The following is a 21,901-nucleotide window of genomic DNA, read 5'->3' on the forward strand; positions in this document are numbered from 1 at the left end:
AGATAGCTATGAAGATATTATAGGATATGGAATAGCATTCCATAAAAAGTCCTGTGTAATTACATCCTTGAAAGATATTTGAATGCTTTACATTAAAAAAAGCTGTGATAACTAGAAAGTCTGGTTTCACGGTTTTTTTAAATAATTGTTTGCTATTTTTCATCGCTTATTTGTTAGTCGAAATTATAATGTTCTCTGAAACCTCTTTATTGCGTCTTATGATCCAAAAATTATCATAATAAAGATGCAAGAAAATGCTTTTTATGGATATAGGATGCGTATGGAGTTGATATAATACGATATGATAAATAAATTGGATAGGATAATTTTGAAAGTATATAGTTACAAAGCATGAAAAAGAATACGCCTATATTCTGAATAAACCGCATACATATCCCGTAGTTTCCTCAGGAATCCGAAATTGAGAAAATCAGATAAGAAAATTCACTTTATCTATTGTAATAAAATCAGGTTTCTAGTAAAATAGACATGTATTGACATACATGCTTGTATATACCCTGTAATAAGGTCAGGGAGTTTCTAGCCGTTCACCGTAAACGAACGGGCTACAAGCAAACAATTACTCTTTCTTTTTGTTCTGGGACGTACTTGTTTGCTTTTTATATTGCAGGCAGGTGCGTCTTTATAATTTTTATAGGAGGTCTTACTTATGGTCTTAAGAAGATACGCTATAACAATTACACAATTTAACGGTTTTTAGTGTACATATTGGTGAAAACGATATGTATTTTTTTATTTCAAGGAGGAAAAACAAATGAGTGAAATCAAACCTGTCGTCAGTATTTTAATGGGAAGCCGTTCCGACTTGCCAACAATGGAGAACTGTTTCAACCAGCTGAAGGAATTCGGTATTCCTTTTGAAGCACACGCATTAAGTGCCCATCGGACACCGAATGAAGTTATCAAACTGGCAGAAGGTGCCAAGGATCGTGGAATCAAGGTTATTATTGCGGCTGCAGGCGGAGCTGCTCATTTGGGTGGAGTTATCGCATCCAGCACAACACTGCCGGTAATCGGCGTTCCGATTCAAACAAGTGCACTGGGTGGAATGGATTCCTTGCTGTCCACTGTCCAGATGCCTGGAGGAATACCGGTCGCAACAGTTGCAATCGGAAAAGCAGGCGCAAAGAATGCCGCTATTCTGGCAGCACAGATGCTTGCGTTAAGCGATGAAGCAATGGCTGAAAAAATGGTCGCATTCAAGGCTTCCATGGCAGAAAAAGTAATCAAAGATTCCGTGATTGAAGTGGAATAGGGAAAGGTGAATATACTATGAATTATCGCGTATTTGTGAAGAAAAAGGAAGCATTTCAGGTGGAATCCGCTTCTTTGTTTCATGAACTGAAGCAGAATCTGAATCTTGCAGGATTGCAGGGTGTACAGATGTATAACGTATATGATGTATTCCATGGGGATAAACATGACATGGAGCTTCTGAAAGAAAAGGTTCTGAGTGAGAAAGTAACGGATGAGGTTTTTGATGAAATTGATCTGAAGGGAAAAACCTTCATTGCATATGAATGCCTGCCAGGACAGTATGATCAGCGTGCGGACAGCGCACAACAGTGTCTGATGCTGTTGAATAACAAGCAGGATGTTGTAATCAAAAGCGGACGTATCGTCATTCTGGAGGGCAGTGTTACAGATGCAGAAATTCAGGCTGTCAAGAAATACCTGATCAACCCGGTAGAGATGAGAGAAAAGGATCTTGCCGTACTTGGGTATGAGGAGGATGTGGAGATTGAACCGGTACCTGTTTTAAGTGGCTTCCGTGATCTGGATGAAGCAGGTCTGGAGGCATTGCGCAGTGAACAGGGGCTGGCTATGACGCTGGCGGATGTACAGCATATTCAGAAATACTTCAGGGAAGAGGAAGAGCGTGATCTGACACTGACAGAGCTGAAGGTACTGGATACCTACTGGTCTGATCACTGTCGTCATACAACCTTTGAAACGATCCTTCAGAATGTAAAGATTGATGCAGGCAGTCTGCAGGATACCATACAGAAGGCATATGAGCTGTATCTGAAGCTGAGAAAAGATGTACATGATAATAAGAAATTTGTGACGCTGATGGATATGGCTACCATCGCGGGTAAATATCTGCGGAAAACAGGTAAGCTGGATGATATGGAAATCAGCGATGAAATCAATGCATGTTCCATTGAAGTAACCGTGGATGTAGATGGTGAGGATCAGCAGTGGCTGTTGATGTTTAAAAATGAAACACACAATCATCCGACGGAGATTGAACCGTTCGGCGGTGCAAGCACGTGCATCGGCGGAGCAATTCGTGATCCGCTGTCCGGAAGAAGCTATGTATATCAGGCAATGCGTATCACAGGTGCCGGAGACATTACAAAGGATATTAAAGAAGCACTTCCAAACAAGCTGCCGCAGAGCCGCATATCAAAGGGGGCTGCCGCAGGATATTCCTCCTACGGGAACCAGATTGGTCTGGCAACTACCTATGTAAAGGAAATCTTCAATGACGGCTATGTCGCAAAACGTATGGAGGTAGGTGCAGTCGTAGGCGCCGCACCAAAAGAAAATGTTGTGCGTAAAAAACCGGAAACCGGAGATATTGTCGTACTGATTGGTGGAGCAACCGGTCGTGACGGTGTCGGTGGAGCAACCGGTTCTAGTAAGGAGCATAACGATACCTCTCTTACAAAATGTTCCAGCGAGGTTCAGAAGGGAAATGCGCCAATCGAGCGTAAGCTGCAGAGATTGTTCCGTAATCCGAAGGCAACGAAACTGATCAAAAAGGCAAATGACTTCGGTGCCGGCGGTGTGAGTGTCGCAGTAGGTGAAATTGCGGATGGATTGAGAATTGACCTGGATAAGGTTCCTGTAAAATACAGTGGTTTATCCGGAACAGAGCTTGCCATTTCTGAATCACAGGAACGTATGGCTGTTTTGATTGAAGCGGATAAATTTGAGGAATTCAAGCAGCTTGCATATGAAGAGAATCTGGATTCCTGCATTGTCGCAGTCGTTACAGAGGAGCGCCGTCTGGTGATGAGCTTCCATGGAGAAGAAATCGTAAACATCTCCCGTGATTTTCTGGATACCAACGGTGTCCGCGGACTCCAGGATGTACTGATCCGTGAGGGCCTGAGTGATACCGACCCATTCCACAGCAAAGTGACCTCTGTGGAAGAAAACCTGAAGCAGCCCAATGTGGCGTCCCAGATCGGACTTGCGGAAATGTTTGATGCTTCCATTGGAAAATCAACCGTCCTCATGCCATTTGGCGGAAAATATCAGTTAACGGAAACTGAAGGAAGTGTACAGAAGCTGCCGGTATTCGGCTTTACCAATACATGCTCCATCATGACACACGGCTATCATCCGGAGCTGTCGCTATACTCTCCGTATCTTGGTGCCAGCTATTCTGTTGTTGAAGCACTTGCCCGTGTTACTGCCATGGGTGGCAACTATGAAACCTGCCGTCTGACAAATCAGGAGTACTTTGAGCGACTGCATACCGATCCTGAAAAATGGGGAAAACCAATGCAGGCACTGCTGGGGCTGATTGAAGCGGAAATGGCATTTGAAACTCCAGCCATCGGTGGTAAGGATTCCATGTCCGGAACATTTAACGACATCAATGTTCCGCCAACCTTGATTACCTTTGCGGTCACAACGGAAAAAACAGAGCATATTATTTCACCGGAGTTCAAGGAAGCCGGACATCATATCTATTACATAAAGCATACACCGAACGATAATCAAACACCGAATTATGAAGAACTGAAAGCAAACTTCGCCAAGGTGCGTGAGCTGATTCGTAAAGGCGTGATTTGCTCAGCCGCAACTGTGAAATTCGGAGGACTTGCGGAAGCACTATGCAAGATGAGCTTCGGTAATAAAATCGGTGTTGAGGTGAAGACAAGCGAACATATCTTTGATCTCAGTATCGGAAGCATTGTTGTGGAGAGCAGTGAAGCGATTTACGATGAAGCATTTGTATTACTTGGGAAAACGACGGATGCCGACACGATCTGCATCAATGAGGAATGCATCACAATCGATAAAGCTATCACCGCATGGTGTGAGCGCTACAACACCATGTATCCAATGACAGTGGATCAGGAAAAGGGTGTTATTGAAACACCGGAGTATACTGCAAACGAGCGTGTTCATGCGAAAAAGACGATAGACAAGCCTAAGGTTATTATTCCGGTATTCCCTGGACAGAACTGTGAATATGATACAAAACAGCAGTTTGAGCGCGCAGGTGCGGAAGCTGAAATCTATGTCTTTAACAATCTGAATGTAGAAAGCATTGAACGCAGTTTGAAGGAGCTGAGTGAAAAAATTGCATCGGCTCAGATTCTGATGGTTGTCGGCGGCTTCTCCAGTGGGGATGAACCGGATGGAAGCGGTAAATTTATCGCCAATGTCTTAAGCAATCCTTCCGTAAACAAGGCTGTGCAGACACTGTTGGCAAATGATGGTCTGATTCTCGGTATCTGTAATGGATTCCAGGCACTGATCAAATCCGGTCTGCTGCCATATGGAGATATTACCAAGCTGAGTGAGGAATCACCAACTCTGTTCAGAAACAATATCAATCGTCATGTATCCCATATGGCGACAACGAAAATAACCTCCAACAAATCACCATGGCTGTCCAGCTTTACACCGGGACAGGGACATTCCATCGCGATGTCACATGGCGAAGGTAAATTTGTCGTTAGTGATGAGGTTGCTAAGCAGCTGTTTGAAAACGGACAGGTTGCTACACAGTATGTAGATCTGGATGGCAATCCAACGATGAATGGTACTTATAATATCAACGGTTCCAGCTATGCCATTGAAGGTATTACTTCCTTGGATGGCAGAATCTTCGGTAAGATGGGACACAGTGAGCGTTATGAAGACGGATTGTTTAAAAATATTGATGGGGATAAATATCAGAATATTTTCCAGAATGGTGTAAACTACTTCAGAAATAAATAAAAACAAAACCTATATAGGAATAGGCAAAATGCGTAAAAGAGAAGCAATTGAAGCAAAACCTATATAGGATAACGCAAAATGCGTAGAAGAGGAGCAATTATGGATATACAATCCTTACTGCCTTATATCGGTGGGGCGATCGTTATTATTTTGCTTCTTCTGATCGTAACAATAGGCTATGTTAAGGCACCGCCTGACACAGCCTATATCATTTCCGGTTTGAGGAAGAAAATTATCGTGGGAAAGGCAAGTATCAAGATTCCGTTTCTGGAGCGTTTGGATAAGCTGAGTCTGAAGCTGATTCCAATTGATGTTAAAACAAGCAGTATGGTACCTACCGCTGATTATATCAATATTCAGGTAGATGCTGCAGTAAATGTTAAGGTTGGCAGTGACAGCAATAAGCTGGAGCTTGCAGCACAGAACTTCCTGAATCAGAACAGTGACTACATGGCACGCGTTGCCCGTGAGGTTCTGGAGGGAAATATGCGTGAAATCGTTGGACGTATGCGTCTGGAGGAAATGGTGAGTGACCGTCAGAAATTCGCTGAGCTGGTAAAGGAAAATGCGATGCCGGATTTAGCGGCCATGGGTCTGAATATCGTCAGCTTCAATGTTCAGAACTTCACAGATGCAAACGGGGTTATTGACGATCTGGGTATTGATAATATTTCACAGATCAAGAAAAAAGCCGCAATCGCAAAGGCGGAAGCAGATAAGGAAATCGCTGTTGCGAAGGCGGATGCCGATCGTCAGGCAAACGATGCCAGAGTTGCGGCAGAGCGTGAAATTGCAATCAAGAACAATGATTTGAGTATCCAGAAGGCAGAGCTGAAAAAGGTTGCCGATGTGAAGCAGGCGACAGCAGATGCGGCTTATGAAATCGAAAAGGAAAATCAGAGAAAAACGATTGAGGTCACCTCGGCGGATGCCAATATTGCGAAGCAGGAACGGGAAGTTCTTCTGAAGTCAAAAGAGGCAGAGGTTAAGGAAAAGGCACTGGAGGCAGAGGTCAAGAAACAGGCGGAGGCTGAAAAATTCGCAATACAGCAGAAAGCAGATGCAGAGCTGTATACGCGTCAGAAGGAAGCAGAAGCAAAGAAGTTCGAAATTCAGCAGGAAGCGGAAGCACAGCGTGCAAAAGCGGATGCGGACCGATACAGCCGTGAACGGGAAGCACAGGGTATTCAGCTGGTTGGTGAAGCGGAGGCGGAAGCAATTCGCGCAAAGGGTATTGCCGAGGCAGAGGCAATGGATAAAAAAGCAGAGGCATACCAGAAATATACCGGAGCTGCCGTGGCGGAAATGCTGATCAAGGTTCTTCCGGATGTGGCAGGTAAGATTGCAGAGCCGTTAACACAGATTGATAAGATCACCGTTATCGGTTCCGGAAATGATTCCAGCAGCATTGATTCTGTGGCCGGAAATGTTCCCGGTGTCATGACGAAGCTGTTTGAATCCATGAAGGAAACGACCGGTATTGATCTTGGTGAAATCGTCAGAGCGAATACATATGATGCCAAGGTCACAAGAAATGTGAATTTCTCCGGAATCCCAGCCAGTGATAACGATACAAATGTTGTGGTACAGGCAGCGGACAGCGTAAGGAAGCAGGATGAAAAAAAGCCTGAAAAACCGGTAAAGCCGGTAGAGGAAAAACCGGTTGAAAAGAAAGCGGACAATGATAAAATGTCCTGGGAAAAATAAAAGAAGAAAGCGAGAACGTGTATGAGTGATAAGTATAGAGAAGCCGGAGTCGATCTGGAAGCCGGATATGAATCCGTTCGTCTGATTAAGAGTCATGTCGCTAGAACAAAGGTGAAGGGAGCAATTGATTCCATCGGAGCCTTTGGCGGTATGTATGATCTTTCCGTATTAAACATGAAGGAACCGGTTCTGGTAAGCGGAACCGATGGTGTTGGTACAAAGCTGCTTGTGGCATTTGAAATGGATAAGCATGACACAGTTGGTATTGATGCTGTGGCAATGTGCGTCAATGATGTTCTGGTACAGGGGGCAGCACCAATCTTCTTCCTGGATTATCTGGCAGTAGGCAAAAATGAACCAAAGAAAATCGAACAGCTGGTAAAGGGTGTAGCGGATGGCTGTGTGCAGGCAGAGTGTGCCCTGATTGGCGGGGAAACTGCCGAAATGCCGGATATGTATGATGTGAAGCATTATGATATTGCCGGCTTCTGTGTGGGTGCCGTGGATAAATGCAATCTTCTGGACGGGCAGAAAATCGAGGAAGGCAATGTACTGATCGGTCTTCCAAGTACCGGCGTACATTCCAATGGATTCTCTTTGATCCGCAAGGTATTGTTAAAGGATGCCAAGCTGGATCTGCATAAGGAGTATGAAGAAATCGGAAATCAGAAGCTGGGAGATGTGCTGTTAACACCGACGAAGATCTATGTCAAGGCAATCAAGCATCTGCTAGGCAAGGTTGATATCAAGGGAATGAGTCACATCACCGGAGGCGGCTTCTATGAAAATGTGCCTAGAATGCTGAAGGAAGGACAGGGTGTTACCATTGATACAACAGCTTATCCTCACAAGCCTATCTTTGATATGATTGCGAAATATGGAAATATTCCGATGGATGAAATGTGCAATGTATTCAACATGGGTATCGGCTTTATGATGGCTGTCGATAAAAAAGACGTGGACACCGTACAGAGCCTGTTGAAGGAAATTCATGAGGAATCCTATGTCATCGGTGAAGTTACAAATAGTGGAAGCGTGGATGTAAAATGGTAAATATTGCAATTTTTGCGAGCGGAAACGGCTCCAATTTCGAGAATATTATTCAGGAAATAAACAACGGTCATGTAAACAATGCAGTCTGCAAGGTTCTGATTATCGATAAGGAGCATGCCTATGCGAAAGAGCGTGCTGAAAAGCTGCATATACCCTGTGTATACGTAAATCCGAAGGCATATGCAGGCAAGGAGCCTTACGAACAGGAAATTCTGAGTATATTGAAGGAGCATCAGGTGGAGCTGATTGTTCTTGCCGGATATATGCGTTTTATCGGTAAGGTCCTGCTGGAAAGCTTTCCAAGACGCATCATCAATCTGCATCCGGCATATCTTCCCAATTTCCCGGGAGCCCACAGTATTCAGGATGCGTATGAGGCAAAGGTCGATTTCACAGGGGTTACCGTTCATTTTGTAGATGAAGGTGTGGATACGGGGGAAATCATCCATCAGGAAAAGATTACGATCGATTCCACCTGGTCACTGGAAACCCTGGAAGATCATGTGCATGCCCTGGAGTATGACATATTTCCAAAAGTAATAAAGCATGTATGTAAAATGATAGAAAGCGAGGAAGCATAATGAAGCGAGCATTAGTCAGTGTTTCTGATAAAACAAATCTGGTTCCGTTTGTATCTAGTCTGGTAGAGCTGGGATATGAAATCATCTCTACCGGTGGTACAAAAAAAGCGCTGGAAGCTGCAGGTATCAAGACAATCGGAATTTCTGAGGTAACGGATTTTCCGGAAATCATGGATGGGCGTGTAAAAACACTGCATCCAAAGGTTCACGGGGCATTGCTTTGTGTGAGGGATAACCCTGATCATGTACGACAGATTGAAGAGCTGGGAATCCAGTATATCGATCTGGTATGTGTGAATCTGTATCCATTCAAGGAAACCGTACAGAAGCCGGGTGTCAGTCATGAGGAAATCATTGAGAATATCGATATCGGCGGTCCAAGCATGCTGCGCAGTGCTTCAAAAAATTATAAGTTTATTCCGGTTCTCTGTGATCCGTCAGATTATGATGCTATAGTAAAGGAGCTGCGTGAAAACGGGGAAACTTATCTTACAACAAGAGAATACCTTGCAGCGAAGGTATTCCGTCATACCGCAAGCTATGACACGATGATTGCAAGCTATCTGACAGAAAGAACAGGCGAGAAATATCCGGAGAAGTTTACCATCACCTTTGACAAGGTACAGGAGCTTCGCTATGGAGAAAACCCGCATCAGAGTGCTGCTTTCTATAAGGGAATGAATCCACAGTATTCTCTGGCAAATGCAAAGCAGCTGCATGGCAAGGAGCTTTCCTATAATAATATACAGGACGGCAATGCAGCGATTGAAATTTTGAAGGACTTTGAAGGGCAGCCGGCAGTTGTCGGCTTGAAGCATATGAATCCTTGCGGTGTCGGTATCGGAAAAACGATTGAGGAAGCATGGGATAAGGCGTATGAGGCCGATCCGGTTTCTATCTTCGGTGGTATTGTTGCCTTCAATGAACCGATTCATGCGTCAGTGGCAGAAAAGCTGTCTAAAATCTTCCTTGAAATTATTATCGCACCTGCATTTGATGAAGATGCATTTGAAATTTTGTCCAAGAAGAAGAATATCCGTCTGATGCAGTTGGATACCTCATTGGAGGTAAATGCCAAATACAAGGTTACCAATGTAAATGACGGTCTGCTTGTGCAGGATATTGATGATCATAAAATTACAGCAGAGGATCTTCGCTGTGTGACAAACCGCAAGCCAACGGAGGAAGAGCTGGAACAGCTGTTGTTCGCATGGAAGGTGGTCAAGCATGTCAAATCCAATGCCATTGTTCTTGTAAAGGACAATATGACCATTGGTGTCGGTGCCGGTCAGATGAACCGTGTCGGTGCTGCGAAGATTGCCATTGAACAGGCAGGAGAAAAAGCAAAAGGCTCTATTATGAGCTCCGATGCGTTCTTCCCGATGCCGGATACCGTTGAGGAGGCTGTAAAAGCAGGCGTTACAGCTATCATTCAGCCTGGTGGTTCCATTAAGGATCAGCTATCCATTGACGTATGCAATGAGCATGGAATTGCGATGGTTTATACAGGAGTACGACACTTTAAGCATTAAATTATAAAAAGAGGCTTAGCAAAACAGATTCTTTCCACGTATAGAAAAAAGAATTCAACAGCCGTATGCTATAAACGGATTGAATTCTTAGCTTCTATAAGAGTGTATGAATTTGTGATGCAGCTTCTTTTTTTCTGTCCGCAGCTTTTGACTCTGTGAGATATCTGTATTTCACAATTTTCAAAAGACTGTGATCCATGGTTTTAAAGGTTTTATGAATGAGATAAGCAGAAACTGACAATATGCAACAAGCGGCTGGATGAAAGAATAATAACGTGGTCTGGTCTGTGGATAAGGGGTGATTTAATGTGCTTATCGTGAGAATACATAACAGTGATAAGAAAATTTCTCCACCAAGGCAGATCAGTATTTTATAGGTGCCTGCCTGTTTCAGAAAAAACTTTTTATAACTATGATATGATAAAAGCAGGAACAGGAGCAGCGCTGCAGGATAGCTGTCAATAATGATCAGGACATCAAATACAAATGCAGCAATCCATGCTGCATAGGGGATTGCGAATATTTTACCTTGCACAGACAGACCTCCTCATATATTTATTTCTTTACAGCTGGTCGATAAGGATCCAGCAGAGCTCGTAAATCCTTACCACTTTCATTTAGTTCATCCATTGTGATATCTTCTTTGATCATTCCATCATCTAGGACAACACAGCGGTCAATCACAGCTTCAATCTCTTCTATGTTATGCGTGGAAATCAAAATGATGACATCTTCTTTCACCTGCTCGATCAATTGTCTGACAGTATCCTCCTTGGCATAGATATCCAGTGTGGTAAACGGTTCATCCAGAATAATGAGCTTTGCGTTCATTGCAAATCCGGCACTGATTTCCACCTTTAGCTGCTGACCCTTGGAAAGCGTGCGTATAGTATCTGTTTTGCTTACCTCAAATTGATCGAGTAATTCAAAATAGCGTTCTTTGGAGAAAGCAGGATAATACAGAGATAGAAAATCTCCGTATTCCTTTGAAGATATATAGGGGAAATAACTGCCATCCTCTGTAATGAAGGCAACCTTGTCAAACTGCTCCTCTACGGATTTATCATTCCATGTAATGATTCCATCATCCAGAGGCAGAAGGTTTAGAATACCTTTCAGCAATGTAGTCTTACCGCTGCCGTTTCTTCCCAGAATGCCTGTAATCTCACCTTCTTGAAATTCAATAGTGGTATTGCGCAGACCCCGGTTATTGGAGTACAGCTTTTTTACGTTTTCCAGCTTCAGCATTTGTAACCTCCCGGCTGTTTATAATCACAGCATTTTTTAAGTTGTATGATAAATATTGCACTGTACAATAAGGAAATAAACAGCATGAGTAGATATGATTTCCATGAGGTATAGCTCAGATACATCAACAGCAGATAGCTCGGATACAGCCAACCACTCATGCAGGATATTTCTGATCGGCACGCATATATCACAGAGGTGCCGCCTGTAACAACAGATATATAAAAACTGATTAGAAACAGTATAGATGTAACAGAGGTAGGATATAAGAAGGGGAAAGCAAGCTGCATGGAAAGCATTGTTGTAAATGATTGATATTTCTCAGGGAGAAACAGATGCTGATTTTCCAGCAGCTGTAAGTGATACTGAAATCCAAAATATAAAATTGTTAGACTAATCAGATAAAAGACAAGCAATAGGATGGCCAACAGGAGAGCATCTGCGACAATGCGCGGCTTTTGTGTATAAGCCAGTAGCATCCATCGCGTCTTGCCCTGACGGTAATCAAACAGTGTCCGCAGGATATAGTAGAAAAATATAAGTACAAAGAAACAAACCGTAACACCATAAAAGAGGTTATAGACTAGCGGCAATAGCTCAATCCATGAATCGCTGCTGTATAGCAAACGGATATTTGATGCGATACTCTGCATGATGAAGGCAGAGACCATGAAATAGGCGAGAATGGTTATCAGCAGAATTCTCCAAAGGCGGCGTATATGTTGTATAAATTCACGTTTCAGCATGCTCCTTCACCTCCTGAATTTAACTGGAAAACAGTCCGCGGGCAGTTCTGTAAGAGAAGGCTTTAGTTTTAAGAAATCCAGAGAACCGACATACAGGGTCTTACCGTTTTCTATAACAAGGACCTTGTTCATAAAGTATTCAGCATCTGCGTTCATAGAAACATAAATTCTGCCATTCTTATATAAAATATCATAAATGCTGACATACTCCTGATTAACGCTATCTGAAAGAAGCTGCTTGTTTTTAACACTGATGAGCTGCATGGTATCTGTATTCAATATCTGAATAGTATCATCATAGCTGAAGCAAAGATAGTTGTCATTCTTATAAATGGTATCAAAATAATGGAAGTCCTTTATGCTGATTTCATCCTTCAAATTACCGTTAAGATCATACTTTGTGATATACAGCTTTTGATTTTTTTCGCTGAATACGAACAAATGGTCTGATGAAATCTGCAATGCAAGATAATTTCGGTCCATGCTTACGTTTGTCAGCTTTTCTGCCTTCAGAGATGTGCTCATATCGTAATAGCTATGCTCTGAATCTGCATTGATGCTATAGCTTTCAGGATATTTCATTTTTTTTGCACGGTAGATATAATTCTGACCGCTCATCGCCGTGGTACTCGGTGGAAGAATATAATAATACCCATTATGATAAACAGGCTGCGTGGTACCACCGGATTCTGCCATATCTTCCGGCTGAATCGATCCCGGAATGATCTGTTCTTCTTCAGTATTGTACGTACCGTCTTCTTTCAGAATATGCTCCTTATCTGCAATATAAGTTAACTCTGTCTTGATAAATCCGAAATCGTTAACCAGCTGTTGATTTTCTGTCACCATTACAGATACATACAGGGATGCTTTATTCAGCTTTCGTTTATAGTAGGCTACATCTGTCCGGTTTTGATCCTTTTCCTTCTCCCAGCCACTGATTACCTTGCAGTCATCCTCACATACATACGTGAAGGATGTATAGGAGGAGCTCGGATAAATCTGTGGTTTTGTAATCTTATGAGACTCTCTGGCACGCTCATCATAGGATATCAAAATGGATGCCTCCTCCAGATTTACGGTACCATCAAAGCTGACACCATGCAGTGCGGAGGCATTTCCTATTACATCCTGTAAAGGAAAGGCTGCCTGTCTGGCAATTATAAGAGGCAGGCTCAAACATAAAATGGAAACAAGAGCTATGAAAATCATAAAATTCGTTATCTTTTTCATTTCATCACCCTCCTTTTCCACATGAAGAAAGCCTTCAATTGTATTGCATGTATAGGGAGAAGCAGCAGCATAGCAGCAACTGCGTACCAGTCCTCAATTGCCTGAAAATCCGGCATCATTTGTGCCAGAATCAACTTAATAAAGAGGAAAATAATCAGAAGACCAACATATAGCAGTACTGTTTGTAATCCTTTATATGTTTCCATACCGATTAACAAAAGGGTACTGATACAGGTTAGCGTGATCAGCTTTAATAAATCAAGAAGAATGACAGCTGCAGTAAAGGGCATATAGGTAGCTGCGGTTGCCTGAGAAAGCTGAAAAAACAGAAAGGTGTTGCTTAGGAACGGCTGTTTATCTGCCATAAGGAAGTAAAGAGCAGTCCATGTCAGAAAATGCGTGCAAAGCAAACCGAGATAGGTCATGAATTGAAACAGCAGTTCACTGTAAAGAAAAGTGGATTTCCGGATTGGCAGAAGACGAATCCGGGTTAAGCCTCCTTCACTCATAAAGGTTTTATAGCGCTTCCTGTGTATCAGAAACAGGAGCAGAAAGCTTGGATAGAATGTCAGAAGCATAATAGCGTTGATATCCTCAGTAATTCCGATAAAGCATAGCGCGACCTGAACGAGGAAGATATCCACGTACAGGAATATGATCTTATTCACATAAGGCGCAGAGGTATTTTCAATAAATAAGCGAATCTCTTTCATCGCAGTCTCCTTTCTGTATTGCGTACGCAATACACTTGATGGAAATAAAAATTACGTGTTCCATAGCTTTGTAAGCCAGACAATCGTCTGCTGAAAATCCAGGCCGCTTGTCTGACACTCCTTTACAAATTCCTTCATCGTTTCCTCTATCATTTCACTGCGCAGCTTTTCCAGAATTTTCTCATTGACGATAACTACACTTTTCACATTGCTTATCGTCTTTATAATACCTTCATCTTCCAGCTGTTTATAGGCTTTTTGTACCGTGTTAGGATTGATGGAGAGCTGAAGTGCAAGCTCACGGCGGCTTGGCAGCTCTTCATAATGCTTCAGCTCATCCGCAAGGATTAGCTTTTTGATATAGCGACTGAGCTGTGGATACATCGGTTCTTTCTTGTTAAACTGTATATCCTGTAAGTTCATGCACATTCACCTCTCTTCAAGTGTATTATAACCGCAATACACTGTACAGTCAAGAAAAGCCTGTTTGTTTTTACAGACAGGCAGAAGGTAAATACATTAGAAATTGGTTTCCTCAGCATTAAGAACACCGGTTTTTATCCATTCTGATAGATACTCGCGAATCAGATGCTCGTGTGTGTTTTTATCATTGGACACATAATTCGCAAGGAATGTAGCGAGTGTAACATGCTCCGTACGAAAGGCTCTGCTTTTATCCTTTGTTGTGTTCTGAATCCAGAAAATATAATTGTATGCTTTATACCAGGGGGAAACATATACGTTTATATGATATTGAACATTTGAACGCATATCGATGTAGGCATGAAAAATAGGCTGCTCAGATACAATCATATGCTTATAGTTCTCGAATTCTTCCTTTTGCATCATACTGTCCTCCTTTCTTTTCATCACAGAGGTTAGAAAGCATTTGACAGCGGAACAACTGCGGATGGACTGACCTCTGTACTTAATCATAAAGAATATTATGAAAAAAACAAGCTTTCTGGGACAAGCGGTATTCTACAGGGTGGAAACGGTCATTTTATGCTGTTAAAATGAAAACTCTATGAGTTCTTTAGCTTTCAGAAAATACAGCATTGCAATTCCCTTTGAACCGTGGTAACATTTTATCGTGATAAAAAAGGGGAGCTGGAAACGGCTGAGAGGAAGCGCTCGCTTCGACCCATAACCTGATTCGGATAATGCCGACGTAGGGAACTGTGTACAATATGAGTGACTGCATATTGAGATATGGCCTGCGTTTGCTGTATCTCTTTTTTATTGCTGCATACGGAAGGGGAGCTCCAACCGTACAAAGAACTTCAGCGAGGGAGCCTGCCAGACAGGCTGAGAGGAAGCTGTATGGCTTCGACCGATCTTGGGATATCAACCGGAAAAGCTGTTTTCTTTGTGCTTCCTGTTCTTATCCCTAAGGAAAGCAAACAGGAGGTAAGTAGAAATGAAAAATGAGAATCGTGTTTTCCGCCATGTATTTCTGGCGATGATGGTGGCCGTCGGAGTTGTCATATCGCCAATTCTGCGTGTGGAGGGAATGTGCCCGATGGCACACTTTATCAATATTACAGTGGCAGTGTTGATGGGACCCTGGTATTCGTTTCTGTGTGCGGTACTGATCGGGGTGATTCGTATGGCAGTCATGGGGATCCCACCGCTTGCATTAACCGGAGCTGTATTTGGTGCAGCATTGTCAGGTATCTTTTATAAAATCAGTAAGGGAAACATATGGGCAGCTGTGCTGGGAGAGATTATCGGAACAGGAATCATCGGGGCGATTGTTTCCTATCCGGTCATGGCGTTGCTATGGGGAAGAAACGGTCTGACCTGGATGTTCTACGTTCCTAGCTTCTTTATGGGAACAGTTATCGGCGGTAGTATTGCATTCGTATTTCTGACATCCATGCAGCACAGCGGAATGCTGCTTAAGATGCAGAGAAAGCTGGGAGGAGAACGGAATGTACGAGAAACTCTGGAGTCTGAGAAAACAGCTGCAACACAGTCATAATCTGATTCACTGCATCACCAATCCAATCAGCATGAACGATTGTGCAAATGCTGTACTGGCACTGGGAGCGAAGCCGATTATGGCACAGCATCCGATGGAATGTGAACAGATTACCGCATGCAGTAAGGCACTGGCACTGAATCTTGGTAACTTTGATGACAGTCGTGCGATTGCTATGAAGAAAAGTCTTCATTGTGCAAATGAGAACGGTATTCCGGTTATTATTGATATGGTTGGTGCTGGCTGCAGTGACCTGCGTGAAGCGTTTGCAGAGAAGCTGTTGCATGAAGGTAAATTCTCCATTTTAAAAGGTAATCTTTCCGAGCTGAAGGCAGTTAGTGGCCGCGACAGTCATGCTCTGGGGATTGATGTGGGTGATGATGATCGGGAAGCTCCTGCAAAGAGTGCTGAATGGCTGGCTGAGCTTGCACGCAAATATGGTACTACTGTCTTGTGCAGTGGAGAGGTGGATATTCTAACGGATGGAAAGCAGATATATTTTGTAGAGAACGGGGATTCCATGATGACGCTTTGTACAGGAACAGGCTGTATGCTGAATGTGATTGCAGCAGCATTTTTATCCGTTACAGAGACTGCGCTTGATGCAGCATTGGCAGCGTGTATAACCTTTGAGCTGGCTGCGGAGAAAAGTGTTTCAATCACAGAGGGACCGGGCAGCTTTCATGCATCACTGTTTGATTCTTTATATGAAATAAATGCGCTGGATTTTGCGAAAGCAAGGATTAGGAGAGAGCTATGAGATTTGATTTAACATTATATCTGGTAAGTGATTCAACAGGTTTATCAGAAGAGGAGTTTCTTAGACGACTTGAACAGGCGTTACGCGGCGGTGTTACTCTATTGCAGTTAAGAGAAAAAAACAGAACAACGCTGGAATACTATGAGCTTGCCCGCAAAGTAAAAAAGCTGACGGATGCTTATGGGGTACCGCTTATGATTGACGATCGTGTGGATATCGCTCTTGCAGTGGATGCGGCTGGCGTCCATGTCGGTGCAGAGGATATGCCAGTCAAAGAAGCACGCAGACTCATGGGGCCGGATAAAATTGTAGGTGCAACAGCGAAGCGTGTGGATACTGCCATGCAGGCAGAAGCAGATGGGGCTGATTATCTGGGAGTCGGCGCAATTTATCCGACTACGACAAAGGTGAAAACAGTATTAACCAGCGTGGAAACACTGCAGGATATCTGTGCACATGTTTCAATTCCGGTTGGTGCTATCGGTGGCTTGAATGCAGAGAATTGTGAGATTCTAAAGGGAACGGGTATTAAGGGAATCTGTGTTGTATCTGCTATTATGAAGCAGGAAAATTCCTATGATGCAGCGAAAGCATTAAAAGCTAAAATCATGACAATCTGTAAATAGCATTGTGGATAAGATAAGAAAAAGACAACTTCTAAGGGGTTAAAAGCTCTTAAAAGATGTCTTTTTTATGAAGCTTCCTACAGCCTTTCAACAGTTATTGCAGATGCTTCAGATAATTCATACTGTGTAGTATTCAACCTTACCTTTCTGTTAACTTGTAATCCGATATAATATGAGGCACATTCTAGTTAGCTACTTCCGTAATTCTCTATATCATAGCTGTTATCTATTGTTATTCATATGAAAATATAGTAACAGGATATCCAAAAAAGCAGCTGTAAAAATCCCATGTATATAAAATGTGCATAAATATTTTTATTTGATAAATATCGTTTCGTTAGATTCAAAATGATGAGTGGTGCTATCGAAGTTAATAACAACAACAGCAAATAGAGAAAAACAGGCAGTTTCGTTAGCAGGTTAACAAAGCTTACTATGATACATAAATTTGTAAGAAATAAATATATCTTATGAAAACCGATCGTTGAATTTGATTTCAATCTTGAAAATGCAGAGGCATATACCGGTATCTTAAAGAGAAGTGGAAGAAACATAAGGAATTGAAATATTGATTCTAATTCTCCTTCTACAAATTTCATATAAAATCCTATCCTTTATATTGCTAAAACAATCAGATCAGGAGTCTTTGGAAAGTGTCAGATTGTTATCAGAAATATAATCTTTAATTTTTCCGTAAAACTTAAAGGTATGATATAGCCTTGTATCTTGAATGAAGGCTTCTGTAACATCTTTATTTTCCTCATTTACTACTCTATAGGATTTATCTCCTTCATAAATAGGGTTGATAAATCTTTTCAGATCATCGAATTCCGGATTCATAATGTACATTATATAACCAAAGCACACAATGCATACAATCGCCAGACATACATACCATTTTTTCAGCTTCATACAGCATCCTCCTTATTTGTTTTTTGTACAAGTAAAGCATTTGTAAATTCATCCTGTTATTGTAAGTTTCAGAAATAGCAAGGTGTGTAAATTCTTTATCATACACGCATCTCTGTATCACTTTCATACTATATCCTTACCTATGAAATGACCAGTATTTGGTATTGAATGGCATAATAGCGGGAATCAATGGTTAACAGAATATAAAGCAGTTAATTCGTATGTATGCCAGCTATGCAACCATCCTTCATGGTATAGACAGTATCGCAGCGCTTTGCCAATTCCATATTATGAGTCACAAATACAATTGCCTTCTCCTGCTTTCTTAAGTCTAAGAGTATCTGAAAAACGCGTTCAGAATTTTCGGCATCAAGCGCTCCTGTGGGTTCATCCGCCAGCAGTATCGACGGATTATTGACTAGCGCTCTTGCGATTGCAGTTCTTTGGCGTTCACCACCTGAAAGATCATGGGCTTTTTTCTTTAAAAGCTGCTGTATTCCCAGTGCTTCGCTCAAAGATGATAGTATCGTTTGCTGTTTCGTCTCCGGGATTTTCTTCTTACTATATACGAATGGCAATGCAATATTTTCCATCACTGTGTCCTGTTCCATTAACGCATATTCCTGAAATATATATCCGAAGCTTTCATTGCGTATCGCCGGAAGATCTTTTCCTTCTTTCACCTCCTGTCCGTTTATGATGATTTTTCCCTCATCCGGCTTCATGAGCAGACCGAGCATGTGAAGCAGGGTTGATTTTCCGCATCCGCTGAGACTGCAAATTGCAGTTATTTTATGCGGACAGATATCCATGCTCACATGATTAACTGCTGTAATTGCCTGTTTTCCCTGATGAAATCTTTTTGTTAAATCTTCACAATGTATGAGTGCCATAAAATTCCTTCCTTTCAGTTATCGCATATTTCAATAAGTAAATGTTCAAGCTCGATGGAGCGGATGCTAAAATAACAAATACCTCCCTGAACGAGCAGGAGAATAACAGCAGTTATTAGTATCAGTGCAAAGGACAGATCTTGTGCACTGAAGGTAAAAAGCAGAAGGAAGGGAAGGCCGAACAGGAATGTTATGTACCAATAAAGCCGAAGCCATATATTCTTTCTGCAAGCACCGTAAATCAGGTGAATTGTATATTCTTTTCTATTATTTCGAATCAATAGCTTCAATATATAAAAGAGAAAGATTATGCAGAATATAAACATGGCAGCATAATAAAGCAGAAAATACAGGTTCTCCTGATAGGTACTTTGATAAAGACGGCTTTTAACCACATTATTTTGCGGAACCATGGTTCTGGATTCAGGAAGAGAAGTAAGTAATTGATTTATTTCTGCATTCTGATTTTTTGTAATCGTCAGGTGATCCAGTATTTCCATGTCATAGCTGCTATCCATTGCGTGAAAGGAATTAAAATCACAGATCAGAACCAGCTCGTTGTCCAGGGATATCCTACCCATACCATTATCCAGATAGCTGCTTCCTTTTTTCAGCTTGTCGATTACCGGTATTTCTTTTCCATGGAAGGGGTAGCCTGTCTGATCTGATTGCTTATCATTACCAACAAGTATGCCGATTGCGTTTATATCTTTTCCAGTAAGTTGAAAGAAAGCCGGAAAGGAACCAAAGGCTATAAAATATTCATTTCCAACTTCATCAAAGTAATCGAATATATAAAAATATGCATTCCCGTTGTATCAAAGAGCTGTGGAAAGATACTGCAGAGTATCCCTGTTGCTTTCACTATCATCTACCTGAAAAGAGGAAAACTGTACCGGTGCCGCTTTCTGTATATGATTGAAAAACTGATACTCACGATAGCTGCTTGAAATCTGAGTGCTGAAGATACCGTAGCATGTCGCCGCAATCATAATTACAAACAGTGCCGTAGTGAAGGAGCGCAGCTTATGATATTTGATATCCTTTAATGCAAAGTGAATTTGCTTATTCATAAAGGTAGCCCTCCTTGTTGATGTTCCTGAAAAGGATGAGTATACACGCCGCTGTTAGAAATAGTAAGGAAATTAGCATTGCAAACAGGTTGATCCAGATGCTTTCACGGATAAAAGTCAGCTGTAGCTGTTGTATAATCCAATGATGAAATAAAAGAGCAGGGATACAGCCAATAAAGCCAAGAAAGAATATTTCACGCAGATTTTCTAGTAATAATGCTTTTCTGGACGCTTCCAGCGCCTGTTTTATAAAATATTCTCTTTTCTTACATGCAAAGGAATGGTAAATGAAATAGCTGAGACCAATGAAAACAAATACATAGGAAAACAGCATATAGGCAAAAAATGGATTGTTGATGATGCCGGATAATTTACTCCAATAGGAAAAGGTCTCTTCAGTGTATTCATAATGATGTATATCCAGATTCTGTCGTATAATATTTAACAGCTCATCCGAACCCTTGACAATGAGATTTCCCTGAAGCTTGGAATAGGAGAACAGATTATATATAAGATAATGGTCACTTGGGATTTCCTTCACCGCTCCAAGAACAGTGCCTGTTTCTATTTTATATAATTGAGGATGCTCAAACAAATATGAATTTTTCAGGATATAGGAATAACGCTCATCAGTAGAAAGGCTGTTTGCTTGAAACGTATTTTCAGGAAGTCCATACGCATTTATTAGCTTATGCGATGGGTCATACAATCCTAAACCAATATCATCAACAAAAATCAGTATATCGGTATCCTCATTCAGCGTTTCTCTAATAGAAGCATACAACTGCTTCCCTGAAAGTGGATGTGTGGTATCTGTTTCACGGATTTGCAGAAGCTTGTAGCCTGAGCGTATCTGATATATGTCATCCAGCACACCATTCCTGCATGTGATCAGAGATAAAAACATGATAACGGTAAACATGAGCAGAAAAGATATACAGATATATACAAATCTAGTTGCTCCCATAAGGTCTCATCAAAGCTGTGGTTTTTATTAGGGCTGATTTTTTCATTACAGTTATTTCCTTTTTGATAGCATATATATTGCAATATTACCTAATATAAGGATCAGCGCATTTAAATTAAAAGCAATAGAGGATGTTATTGTGTGACAATCATATAAATAACGTATTGTAAATAGTGAGATAAGACCTAATGCTATAATCATCAATATAATATATAAATTTTTCATATCAAGCCCTTGTTACCCTATATTCCCAGTAGCCACTATTGCATGGACCTGAATAACTAGGCTCACAGCCAGGTATTTTTCCAGGTATGAATCTTCCAGTTAATTCATATTTAACAAGATTTTTTTTCTTAGTGCCTAAATATCTCAGTGCTATTCTACATGCATCTGTTCCAGTTACATAATATACTGCAGAACAAACCCCTACTGCATTCCATATAACCTTGGCAATCGTGATCCATGCGATACGTGTTTTTCCGGTGCTTTTAATATCAAAGGTATTATCATAATTATGACCGTAGTCTCGGATAATTATAGCATCATTTTCCAGATAAGTAACTTCGACATTCTCTTCAAACATTTTTACCTCATTACCGCTTTCATTGATTACTTTTGAAGGCGCTACTGTGCAATCGGAGCAAGGTTCTGCGCCATAAATTTTAAATGCATTTGAATTTAATGCAACATTTATTAACAAAGCTGATAATAACAAATAGCATATGATTTTTTTCATAATATACTCCTTTCCCACTTGAAAATTAAACAAACGTTTGTATATACATATATTACTGCTTCAACGTATGAAATCAATAACTTTGTCATCTAAAAGCATTCCTTGTCATCTAAGGGGATGAAATATCACGTTGACAAATCAAATATGT

At 41.5% G+C, this 21,901-nt stretch carries 23 protein-coding genes and 2 riboswitches; of the genes, 9 read left to right on the plus strand and 14 right to left on the minus strand.

What is annotated here, in order from left to right:
* The first annotated feature begins 487 nt into the window (after nt 1–487).
* Nucleotides 488–589, plus strand: a riboswitch (purine riboswitch).
* Between the two features lie 186 nt (nt 590–775).
* The 6 genes from purE (at nt 776) to purH (ending at nt 9,862) form a co-directional block, all read left to right on the plus strand.
* Nucleotides 776–1,276 carry a 5-(carboxyamino)imidazole ribonucleotide mutase gene (gene purE, locus G4D54_00335; GenBank protein ID QJA00959.1) on the plus strand — a complete coding sequence of 167 codons (501 nt, stop codon included), beginning with the start codon at nt 776–778 and terminating at the stop codon, nt 1,274–1,276.
* A 17-nt stretch (nt 1,277–1,293) separates the two neighbouring features.
* The gene (locus G4D54_00340) at nt 1,294–4,989 is read left to right on the plus strand and encodes a phosphoribosylformylglycinamidine synthase (GenBank protein ID QJA00960.1); all 3,696 of its coding nucleotides are present in this window, start codon (nt 1,294–1,296) and stop codon (nt 4,987–4,989) included.
* A gap of 99 nt (nt 4,990–5,088) precedes the next feature.
* Nucleotides 5,089–6,696, plus strand: a complete 1,608-nt coding sequence (locus G4D54_00345; GenBank protein QJA00961.1) for a flotillin family protein — start codon at nt 5,089–5,091, stop codon at nt 6,694–6,696.
* Between the two features lie 21 nt (nt 6,697–6,717).
* Nucleotides 6,718–7,749: a phosphoribosylformylglycinamidine cyclo-ligase gene (locus tag G4D54_00350; protein ID QJA00962.1), complete on the plus strand. Its 1,032-nt coding sequence runs from the start codon at nt 6,718–6,720 to the stop codon at nt 7,747–7,749.
* Nucleotides 7,743–8,330: a phosphoribosylglycinamide formyltransferase gene (purN, locus tag G4D54_00355; GenBank protein ID QJA00963.1), complete on the plus strand. Its 588-nt coding sequence runs from the start codon at nt 7,743–7,745 to the stop codon at nt 8,328–8,330. The genes G4D54_00350 and purN overlap by 7 nt, the downstream gene beginning before the upstream one ends.
* Nucleotides 8,330–9,862, plus strand: a complete 1,533-nt coding sequence (gene purH / locus G4D54_00360; GenBank protein ID QJA00964.1) for a bifunctional phosphoribosylaminoimidazolecarboxamide formyltransferase/IMP cyclohydrolase — start codon at nt 8,330–8,332, stop codon at nt 9,860–9,862. Before purN ends, purH begins: the two co-directional genes overlap by 1 nt.
* Before the next feature lie 94 nt (nt 9,863–9,956).
* On the opposite strand, the gene G4D54_00365 is transcribed toward purH, so the two are convergent.
* The 7 genes from G4D54_00365 to G4D54_00395 form a co-directional block, all read right to left on the minus strand.
* Complete coding sequence (locus G4D54_00365; protein QJA00965.1) at nt 9,957–10,397, minus strand: hypothetical protein; 441 nt, start codon at nt 10,395–10,397, stop codon at nt 9,957–9,959.
* A gap of 20 nt (nt 10,398–10,417) precedes the next feature.
* On the minus strand, nt 10,418–11,110 hold the full coding sequence (locus G4D54_00370; GenBank protein ID QJA00966.1) for an ABC transporter ATP-binding protein: 693 nt from the start codon (nt 11,108–11,110) through the stop codon (nt 10,418–10,420).
* On the minus strand, nt 11,104–11,856 hold the full coding sequence (locus G4D54_00375) for a hypothetical protein (GenBank protein ID QJA00967.1): 753 nt from the start codon (nt 11,854–11,856) through the stop codon (nt 11,104–11,106). Before G4D54_00375 ends, G4D54_00370 begins: the two co-directional genes overlap by 7 nt.
* 6 nt (nt 11,857–11,862) lie before the next feature.
* Complete coding sequence (locus tag G4D54_00380; protein ID QJA00968.1) at nt 11,863–13,089, minus strand: hypothetical protein; 1,227 nt, start codon at nt 13,087–13,089, stop codon at nt 11,863–11,865.
* Nucleotides 13,086–13,802 carry a hypothetical protein gene (locus tag G4D54_00385; GenBank protein ID QJA00969.1) on the minus strand — a complete coding sequence of 239 codons (717 nt, stop codon included), beginning with the start codon at nt 13,800–13,802 and terminating at the stop codon, nt 13,086–13,088. Before G4D54_00385 ends, G4D54_00380 begins: the two co-directional genes overlap by 4 nt.
* 51 nt (nt 13,803–13,853) lie before the next feature.
* Nucleotides 13,854–14,225 (minus strand): GntR family transcriptional regulator, encoded by a 372-nt coding sequence (locus tag G4D54_00390; protein QJA00970.1) that lies wholly within the window; start codon nt 14,223–14,225, stop codon nt 13,854–13,856.
* 96 nt (nt 14,226–14,321) lie between these two features.
* On the minus strand, nt 14,322–14,651 hold the full coding sequence (locus tag G4D54_00395; GenBank protein ID QJA00971.1) for a hypothetical protein: 330 nt from the start codon (nt 14,649–14,651) through the stop codon (nt 14,322–14,324).
* Between the two features lie 244 nt (nt 14,652–14,895).
* A riboswitch (TPP riboswitch) is annotated at nt 14,896–14,997 on the plus strand.
* 225 nt (nt 14,998–15,222) lie between these two features.
* On the opposite strand from G4D54_00395, the gene thiW reads away from it, so the two are divergent.
* Genes thiW through thiE form a run of 3 tightly spaced genes read left to right on the plus strand, consistent with a single transcriptional unit; the run spans nt 15,223 to nt 17,172 of the window.
* On the plus strand, nt 15,223–15,786 hold the full coding sequence (gene thiW, locus G4D54_00400; GenBank protein QJA00972.1) for an energy coupling factor transporter S component ThiW: 564 nt from the start codon (nt 15,223–15,225) through the stop codon (nt 15,784–15,786).
* On the plus strand, nt 15,737–16,546 hold the full coding sequence (gene thiM / locus G4D54_00405) for a hydroxyethylthiazole kinase (GenBank protein ID QJA00973.1): 810 nt from the start codon (nt 15,737–15,739) through the stop codon (nt 16,544–16,546). Before thiW ends, thiM begins: the two co-directional genes overlap by 50 nt.
* Nucleotides 16,543–17,172 (plus strand): thiamine phosphate synthase, encoded by a 630-nt coding sequence (gene thiE, locus G4D54_00410; protein ID QJA00974.1) that lies wholly within the window; start codon nt 16,543–16,545, stop codon nt 17,170–17,172. The genes thiM and thiE overlap by 4 nt, the downstream gene beginning before the upstream one ends.
* 236 nt (nt 17,173–17,408) lie before the next feature.
* Here the strand turns inward: thiE and G4D54_00415 are convergent, their stop codons facing one another.
* From G4D54_00415 to G4D54_00445, 7 genes are all read right to left on the minus strand, one after another.
* Nucleotides 17,409–17,771, minus strand: coding sequence for a hypothetical protein (locus tag G4D54_00415; protein QJA00975.1), 363 nt, complete (start codon nt 17,769–17,771; stop codon nt 17,409–17,411).
* A gap of 37 nt (nt 17,772–17,808) precedes the next feature.
* Nucleotides 17,809–18,084, minus strand: coding sequence for a DUF523 domain-containing protein (locus G4D54_00420; GenBank protein QJA00976.1), 276 nt, complete (start codon nt 18,082–18,084; stop codon nt 17,809–17,811).
* A gap of 212 nt (nt 18,085–18,296) precedes the next feature.
* On the minus strand, nt 18,297–18,977 hold the full coding sequence (locus tag G4D54_00425) for an ABC transporter ATP-binding protein (GenBank protein ID QJA00977.1): 681 nt from the start codon (nt 18,975–18,977) through the stop codon (nt 18,297–18,299).
* A gap of 14 nt (nt 18,978–18,991) precedes the next feature.
* Entirely contained in the window at nt 18,992–19,558 is a 567-nt protein-coding gene (locus tag G4D54_00430; GenBank protein ID QJA00978.1) for a hypothetical protein, read from the minus strand.
* A 237-nt stretch (nt 19,559–19,795) separates the two neighbouring features.
* Nucleotides 19,796–20,050, minus strand: a complete 255-nt coding sequence (locus tag G4D54_00435) for a hypothetical protein (protein QJA00979.1) — start codon at nt 20,048–20,050, stop codon at nt 19,796–19,798.
* The gene (locus G4D54_00440) at nt 20,043–21,017 is read right to left on the minus strand and encodes an ABC transporter permease (protein ID QJA00980.1); all 975 of its coding nucleotides are present in this window, start codon (nt 21,015–21,017) and stop codon (nt 20,043–20,045) included. The genes G4D54_00435 and G4D54_00440 overlap by 8 nt, the downstream gene beginning before the upstream one ends.
* 226 nt (nt 21,018–21,243) lie before the next feature.
* Complete coding sequence (locus G4D54_00445; GenBank protein QJA00981.1) at nt 21,244–21,753, minus strand: hypothetical protein; 510 nt, start codon at nt 21,751–21,753, stop codon at nt 21,244–21,246.
* Between the last annotated feature and the right edge of the window lie 148 nt (nt 21,754–21,901).

The sequence above is a fragment of the [Clostridium] innocuum genome, assembly GCA_012317185.1.
In the GTDB taxonomy this organism is placed as follows: domain Bacteria; phylum Bacillota_I; class Bacilli_A; order Erysipelotrichales; family Erysipelotrichaceae; genus Clostridium_AQ; species Clostridium_AQ innocuum.

Coding starts and splice junctions, on each gene's coding strand:
- purE (QJA00959.1), top strand. CDS start 776: ATGAGTGAAATCAAACCTGTCGTCAGTATTTTAATGGGAAGCCGTTCC.
- G4D54_00340 (QJA00960.1), top strand. CDS start 1,294: ATGAATTATCGCGTATTTGTGAAGAAAAAGGAAGCATTTCAGGTGGAA.
- G4D54_00345 (QJA00961.1), top strand. CDS start 5,089: ATGGATATACAATCCTTACTGCCTTATATCGGTGGGGCGATCGTTATT.
- G4D54_00350 (QJA00962.1), top strand. CDS start 6,718: ATGAGTGATAAGTATAGAGAAGCCGGAGTCGATCTGGAAGCCGGATAT.
- purN (QJA00963.1), top strand. CDS start 7,743: ATGGTAAATATTGCAATTTTTGCGAGCGGAAACGGCTCCAATTTCGAG.
- purH (QJA00964.1), top strand. CDS start 8,330: ATGAAGCGAGCATTAGTCAGTGTTTCTGATAAAACAAATCTGGTTCCG.
- G4D54_00370 (QJA00966.1), bottom strand. CDS start 11,110: ATGCTGAAGCTGGAAAACGTAAAAAAGCTGTACTCCAATAACCGGGGT.
- G4D54_00375 (QJA00967.1), bottom strand. CDS start 11,856: ATGCTGAAACGTGAATTTATACAACATATACGCCGCCTTTGGAGAATT.
- G4D54_00380 (QJA00968.1), bottom strand. CDS start 13,089: ATGAAAAAGATAACGAATTTTATGATTTTCATAGCTCTTGTTTCCATT.
- G4D54_00385 (QJA00969.1), bottom strand. CDS start 13,802: ATGAAAGAGATTCGCTTATTTATTGAAAATACCTCTGCGCCTTATGTG.
- G4D54_00390 (QJA00970.1), bottom strand. CDS start 14,225: ATGAACTTACAGGATATACAGTTTAACAAGAAAGAACCGATGTATCCA.
- G4D54_00395 (QJA00971.1), bottom strand. CDS start 14,651: ATGATGCAAAAGGAAGAATTCGAGAACTATAAGCATATGATTGTATCT.
- thiW (QJA00972.1), top strand. CDS start 15,223: ATGAAAAATGAGAATCGTGTTTTCCGCCATGTATTTCTGGCGATGATG.
- thiM (QJA00973.1), top strand. CDS start 15,737: ATGTACGAGAAACTCTGGAGTCTGAGAAAACAGCTGCAACACAGTCAT.
- thiE (QJA00974.1), top strand. CDS start 16,543: ATGAGATTTGATTTAACATTATATCTGGTAAGTGATTCAACAGGTTTA.
- G4D54_00415 (QJA00975.1), bottom strand. CDS start 17,771: ATGAAATTTGTAGAAGGAGAATTAGAATCAATATTTCAATTCCTTATG.
- G4D54_00420 (QJA00976.1), bottom strand. CDS start 18,084: ATGAAGCTGAAAAAATGGTATGTATGTCTGGCGATTGTATGCATTGTG.
- G4D54_00425 (QJA00977.1), bottom strand. CDS start 18,977: ATGGCACTCATACATTGTGAAGATTTAACAAAAAGATTTCATCAGGGA.
- G4D54_00430 (QJA00978.1), bottom strand. CDS start 19,558: ATGGGTAGGATATCCCTGGACAACGAGCTGGTTCTGATCTGTGATTTT.
- G4D54_00435 (QJA00979.1), bottom strand. CDS start 20,050: ATGAATAAGCAAATTCACTTTGCATTAAAGGATATCAAATATCATAAG.
- G4D54_00440 (QJA00980.1), bottom strand. CDS start 21,017: ATGGGAGCAACTAGATTTGTATATATCTGTATATCTTTTCTGCTCATG.
- G4D54_00445 (QJA00981.1), bottom strand. CDS start 21,753: ATGAAAAAAATCATATGCTATTTGTTATTATCAGCTTTGTTAATAAAT.